A 4,669-nucleotide genomic window follows, 5' to 3' on the forward strand; every position below is an offset into this window, starting at 1 on the left:
ACAGTGGTTTGCGAGTGGACGGGCAGGTCCAAGACGGCGGTGCGCCCATACGGAGTCTCGGTATAGACGCACGCGCTTAGAAAGAGGGTGATGCTCAGGACCAATGCCTTCATGTTTCAGACGGCCTTATTTGAGCAGGTTTTTCAAGGCCAGGCGCACGCCTTCGCCGACTTCCGTGCCCTTGGGAATGCCTTTGGTGGCGGCTTTGGCTTCACGTTCGTTGTAGCCGAGGGCAAGCAGGGTGTTGATAATGTCTTGGCTTTCGTCGGCAACGGCATCAGGGGCAAACAGGCCGTCTGAAACGGTATGGGATACGAGTTTGCCGCGCAGTTCCAACACCATGCGTTCGGCGGTTTTCTTGCCAATGCCGGGGGCGGAGGAGAGGCGTTTCACGTCTTCTTCGGCGATGGCTTGCGCCAGCTCGTCGGCATTCATGGCCGATAAAATGCCCAATGCGGTTTTAGCACCGATGCCGCTGACTTTGACCAGTTGGCGGAAGGTGGCGCGTTCCTCGGCTGAGGCGAAACCAAACAGCAAATGCGCGTCTTCGCGGACGACAAGCTGGGTGTAGAGATGGACGGTTTCGCCAACGGAGGGCAGGTTGTAGAAAGTCTGCATGGAAACGTCGGCTTCATAACCGACGCCGTTGACGTCGATAACGACCTGCGGCGGATTTTTCTCAATCAATTTGCCTGTAAGCCTGCTGATCATGGTGCTCCCCTGTGATTAAAAAAGGCCGTCTGAAACCTTGCAATCGGGTTTCAGACGGCCTTGTATTGTATCAAACTTCAGCGGTAACGCGGACGAAATCAGATGGCGGATGCCAGGTTCAGATGACGGGCGCGTTCGCCTGCTTCGGCGGCACGTTCTTGGCTGCTGAACGGACCCATTTTGACAACGTATTCGTAGTTGCGTTTTTCCAGCATGACTTTGCTGTCTGACGGCAGGCTTTGTGCGGCTTGGTTCAGATAAGCCTGCGCTTCGCGTTGGGTACCGAAGGATTTCAAATCAACAAAAAATTCTTTGTTGTTTGGGGAAATAATGGTTTGAGCGGCGGTTTGGCCGGGGATGATTTGCTCAACTTTGACGTTGGCCGTGCCTTGGTTGATGAAACCCAATTGTTGGGCGGCGGCGCGGGAAACATCGATGACGCGGTTGCCGTGGAAAGGGCCGCGGTCGTTGACACGGACGATGACGCTTTTGCCGTTTTGCATATTGGTCACGCGTGCGTAGCTGGGAATAGGGAGGGTTTTGTGGGCGGCGGAGAGGGCGTTCATATTGTAACGCTCGCCGCTGGAAGTTTTACGGCCGTGGAACTGGTTGCCGTACCATGAGGCTTTGCCGGTTTGGCTGAAAGAGGAAACTTGGGTCAGCGGCGTGTAGCGTTTGCCGGCAACTTTATAACTGCGGTTGGCAGAAGGATGCAGTTTTTCGACTCGGACCACGCTGTCGGCAACAGCGGCATTGATGGAAAGGACGCCGATGGTGGCGGCGGCTAAGGAAAGGAGGGTTTTTTTGGTAAAAGTCAAAACGGGTTCCGTTCTTGAGTTGATAACGCAGCGGTTTCAGACGGCCTGCTATACGCCGCCGGCAAAACCGTTTTGCCGCCATGCTTCAAATAAAATCACAGCGACAGTATTGGAAAGATTCATGCTCCTGCTGCCGGGCATCATCGGCAGGCGGATTTTTTGTCCGGCAGGCAGGCTGTCGAGAATTTCGGCAGGCAGGCCGCGTGTTTCGGGACCAAACAACAACACGTCGCCTTCGCGGAAGGAAACTTCGTCTGGGCGGGTAGAGCCTTTGGTGGTCAGCGCGAAAATACGGCGGCCTTCAAGGGCCTTGAGGCAGTCTTCGAAATTCTCATGTACCGTCAGTTTGGCAAACTCGTGATAATCCAAACCTGCGCGTTTCATTTTGGACGAATCCAGCGGAAACCCAAGCGGCTTGACCAAGTGCAAATCGGCACCGGTATTGGCGCACAGGCGGATGATATTGCCCGTATTGGGCGGGATTTCGGGTTGGTACAAAACTATGGTAAACATATAAATCAATCACTTATAGAGTGGCATAATGCCGAAATGTTCCATGGGTGTCAAAAACTTTAAGCTATTTTTTCATTGGCGGCCGCGCCAAAGACCAACAACAAATCCGGCCTGCGCCTGATTTTTTCAGCGTTTTCGCCAATTCGTCCAAAGTCGAGCCGGTAGTAAAGACATCATCAATTAACAGAATATTACACGCCTTCGGCAATTCGGCTTTGATTTTAAATGCATTCTTGATATTTCGCCGACGTTCGTCGCTTTTCAGCGTACTTTGCGGCTCGCTATGCCGTCTGAAAACCGCGTGGCGCGGCAGCAGCGTCCAGCCGTAGCGTTTTGCCAAAATATCCGTCAACGCCTCGCTTTGGTTGAATCCGCGCTTGAGCCGCCGCTCTTTGCTCAAAGGCATGGGCAGGACAAAATCGAAGTGTTCCATCGTCAGCCAGTCCGGTGCGTTTTGGCTCATCAAATCCGCCAACGGACGGCTCATGCCCAAATCGGCCAAGTGTTTCAGCTCGCGTATCATGCTGCTGACGGGCGGTTCGTAATACAGCGAGGCCCACATTCTATCAAATGCGGGCGGCTTTTTCTGACAACTGCCGCACACTGTCCCGCCCGCGATATGGCGGAAACACAAAGGGCAGCTTTGTGCCGCGTCGATAAAATATTCCGTCAAATCGTTTGCGCAGCCTCGGCAAAGGCCGTCTGAAACGGAATCGTGGCATAATACGCAACGTCGCGCATTGAGCTGTTTCAAACTGCGCCACCAAGAAAGAACATTCATGCCACACTCCGCCAAAAAAGTTTATCTGATACACGGTTGGGCGGCGAACCGCCATGTATTCGACGATTTGATACCGCGCCTGCCTGCCGATTGGGACGTCCGCGCGCTTGATTTGCCCGGACACGGCGATGCGCCTTTTGCCGAACCGTTTGATATTGCCGCCGTTGCCGAAGCCTTCGCCGGACAAATCGACACGCCGGCACACATTCTCGGCTGGTCGCTGGGCGGACTGGTTGCCCTGTATCTGACCGCGCTTTATCCCGACAAAATCCAATCGCTCTGCCTAACGGCAAGTTTTGCCCGATTGACTGCCGACACGGATTATCCCGAAGGCTTGGCGCAACCTGCCTTGGGCAAGATGGTCGGCGCATTTCAGCAGGATTATGCCAAACATATTAAACAGTTTCTACAACTGCAACTGCTGCACACGCCGCATTCAAGCGAAATCTTAAACCGGGTGCTGCCCGATTTGGCGCGCTGCGGCACGCCTTCCGCCTTACAGGCCGCGCTTGAAGCGGTCAACCATGCCGACGCGCGTCCGCTGTTGCCGCTTATTCAAACGCCGTCACTGCTGGTGTTTGGACAGAAAGACGCCATCACGCCGCCGCGCATGGGCGAATATTTACACCGCCATTTGAGTAACAGCGAGCTGGTCCTTATCGACAAAGCCGCACACGCGCCCTTTTTAAGCCATGCCGACGAGTTTGCCGAAATTTACCGCAATTTTGTCGAAAAGGCCGTCTGAAACAGCCTTCAACCATAAAAACAGAATATTGTCGGGCAAAGCCCGCTGACACGACCTACCATGACCGAACAAGACAAACGCTGGCAGATTCACCGCCATCTCGCCCAAGACACCGACGAGCGCCTGCAGCTGGTCCGCAATGCACCCAAACGCATCATGCTGATTGGTGCCGATGCCGACATCAGCCGCAGCCTGCTGGCCGCGCGTTATCCCGATGCCGTGTTTGAAGAATACGATCCGAATGCCGAATTTTTGAAAACCGCCGCCGCCGCGCGCAAAGGCGGTTTCTGGCAGAAGCTGACCGGTAAAACCATCCCGCAGCATTGCCAAGCCCTGACCACGCCGTTGCCCGAAGCATCTGCCGATATGTTGTGGGCCAACCTCAGCCTCAGCCGCGCTGACGATATTTTACCGGTATTGAAAAACTGGGCCGCTGCTTTGAAAACCGACGGATTATTGTTTTTCACGCACTTTGGCCGTGACAGCCTGAGCGAGCTGACAGGCCGTCTGAACCATGAAGGCATCGAATGCGAAGTGCCCACGCTGATTGATATGCACGACTTGGGCGATATGCTCGCCGACAACGGCTTTTACGATCCGGTAACCGACACGGCCAAGCTTGAGTTGAGCTATAAAAAAGCCGGGACGTTTTGGCAGGACATGGAAACCTTGGGATTGTGGAACGCGTTGAAGTTCAGCAATCCGCAGGCGGCCAAGGAAGCTGTGGATAAGATTTTTGCCAACGAAGGCCGTCTGAACATCACGCTTGAAACCGTGTACGGCCATGCCGTGAAGAAATTGGTGTTGCCGCAAGGGGAGAACGTGGTGCAGTTTTTCCCGAAAAAACAGATGCAGGCCGGAAGCTGAGGCTGCTTGGGTTTGAATGCAAAAAGGCCGTCTGAAGTTTCAGACGGCCTTTTGTTTGATTCCGAATTAAGCCTGTTTGGCAGCCCATTCGGCCGGAGTGGCGGCAACGGAAATCGACAGCGCGTGCAATTCGTTGCTTTCGAGTTGCGGCTTGAGACCGTCTTTAATCAGGCGGTGGCGGGCGAGGCGGGCTTTGCCTTCAAATGAGGAGGAAACGATTACGGCGAAGAAGTG

7 protein-coding genes and 1 pseudogene are annotated in these 4,669 nt (G+C 54.4%); 2 read left to right on the forward strand and 6 right to left on the reverse strand.

The features are described from left to right. The 5 genes and pseudogenes from ACTHSP_RS18040 to ACTHSP_RS18060 all read right to left on the reverse strand — a co-directional run. Positions 1-113: pseudogene (locus tag ACTHSP_RS18040) on the reverse strand (methionine-binding protein); the annotation flags it as partial. Positions 114-126: 13 nt separating this feature from the next. Continuing rightward, positions 127-711 (reverse strand): Holliday junction branch migration protein RuvA, encoded by a 585-nt coding sequence (gene ruvA / locus ACTHSP_RS18045; protein ID WP_063068624.1) that lies wholly within the window; start codon positions 709-711, stop codon positions 127-129. Between the two features lie 98 nt (positions 712-809). Then, entirely contained in the window at positions 810-1,529 is a 720-nt protein-coding gene (locus ACTHSP_RS18050) for a septal ring lytic transglycosylase RlpA family protein (protein ID WP_107696824.1), read from the reverse strand. Between the two features lie 48 nt (positions 1,530-1,577). Further along, entirely contained in the window at positions 1,578-2,042 is a 465-nt protein-coding gene (trmL, locus tag ACTHSP_RS18055; RefSeq protein ID WP_036492475.1) for a tRNA (uridine(34)/cytosine(34)/5-carboxymethylaminomethyluridine(34)-2'-O)-methyltransferase TrmL, read from the reverse strand. Between the two features lie 64 nt (positions 2,043-2,106). After that, positions 2,107-2,823, reverse strand: a complete 717-nt coding sequence (locus ACTHSP_RS18060) for a ComF family protein (protein ID WP_440346597.1) — start codon at positions 2,821-2,823, stop codon at positions 2,107-2,109. Here ACTHSP_RS18060 and bioH point away from each other — a divergent pair. Together bioH and ACTHSP_RS18070 are read left to right on the forward strand one after the other, a co-directional pair. Continuing rightward, a complete protein-coding gene (gene bioH / locus ACTHSP_RS18065; protein ID WP_107737208.1) occupies positions 2,822-3,568 on the forward strand; it encodes a pimeloyl-ACP methyl ester esterase BioH in 747 nt (248 codons plus the stop codon). The two genes, ACTHSP_RS18060 and bioH, sit on opposite strands and share 2 nt — an antisense overlap. Before the next feature lie 60 nt (positions 3,569-3,628). Beyond that, complete coding sequence (locus ACTHSP_RS18070) at positions 3,629-4,435, forward strand: class I SAM-dependent methyltransferase (RefSeq protein ID WP_440346598.1); 807 nt, start codon at positions 3,629-3,631, stop codon at positions 4,433-4,435. A gap of 66 nt (positions 4,436-4,501) precedes the next feature. Here the strand turns inward: ACTHSP_RS18070 and ACTHSP_RS18075 are convergent. Beyond that, positions 4,502-4,669, reverse strand: a 168-nt coding sequence (locus ACTHSP_RS18075; protein WP_440346599.1) for a BolA/IbaG family iron-sulfur metabolism protein, incomplete at its 5' end; no start/stop codon positions are given.

The organism is Neisseria sp. P0001.S005 (genome assembly GCF_051963715.1).

Coding starts and splice junctions, on each gene's coding strand:
- ACTHSP_RS18060 (WP_440346597.1), bottom strand. CDS start 2,823: ATGAATGTTCTTTCTTGGTGGCGCAGTTTGAAACAGCTCAATGCGCGA.
- ACTHSP_RS18070 (WP_440346598.1), top strand. CDS start 3,629: ATGACCGAACAAGACAAACGCTGGCAGATTCACCGCCATCTCGCCCAA.
- ruvA (WP_063068624.1), bottom strand. CDS start 711: ATGATCAGCAGGCTTACAGGCAAATTGATTGAGAAAAATCCGCCGCAG.
- bioH (WP_107737208.1), top strand. CDS start 2,822: ATGCCACACTCCGCCAAAAAAGTTTATCTGATACACGGTTGGGCGGCG.
- trmL (WP_036492475.1), bottom strand. CDS start 2,042: ATGTTTACCATAGTTTTGTACCAACCCGAAATCCCGCCCAATACGGGC.